The organism is Vibrio sp. Sgm 5, from assembly GCF_026241575.1.
Taxonomy (GTDB): domain Bacteria; phylum Pseudomonadota; class Gammaproteobacteria; order Enterobacterales; family Vibrionaceae; genus Vibrio; species Vibrio jasicida.
Genome location: NZ_JAPHPY010000173.1, coordinates 1 through 204, shown reverse-complemented (window position 1 = coordinate 204; position 204 = coordinate 1). Strand labels below are relative to the sequence as shown.

Genomic DNA, 204 nt, shown 5'->3' with positions numbered 1-204 from the left:
TAGGGCTATCGCCAAGCGGTAAGGCAGCGGCTTTTGATGCCGCCATTCCCTGGTTCGAATCCAGGTAGCCCTGCCATTACAAAACGTTATTAAGGTTATGCCAATTACCTTAGTGACTAAAAAACACGATGCGGTCGTGGCGGAATTGGTAGACGCACCAGATTTAGGTTCTGGCGCCGCAAGGTGTGAGAGTTCAAGTCTCTC

The 204-nt window shown here is 50.5% G+C and carries 1 tRNA gene; it reads left to right on the top strand.

Features of this window, described 5'->3' with window-relative positions:
• Nucleotide 1 precedes the first annotated feature (1 nt).
• Nucleotides 2–76: transfer RNA gene (locus OQJ86_RS26565), tRNA-Gln, on the top strand.
• Nucleotides 77–204 lie beyond the last annotated feature (128 nt).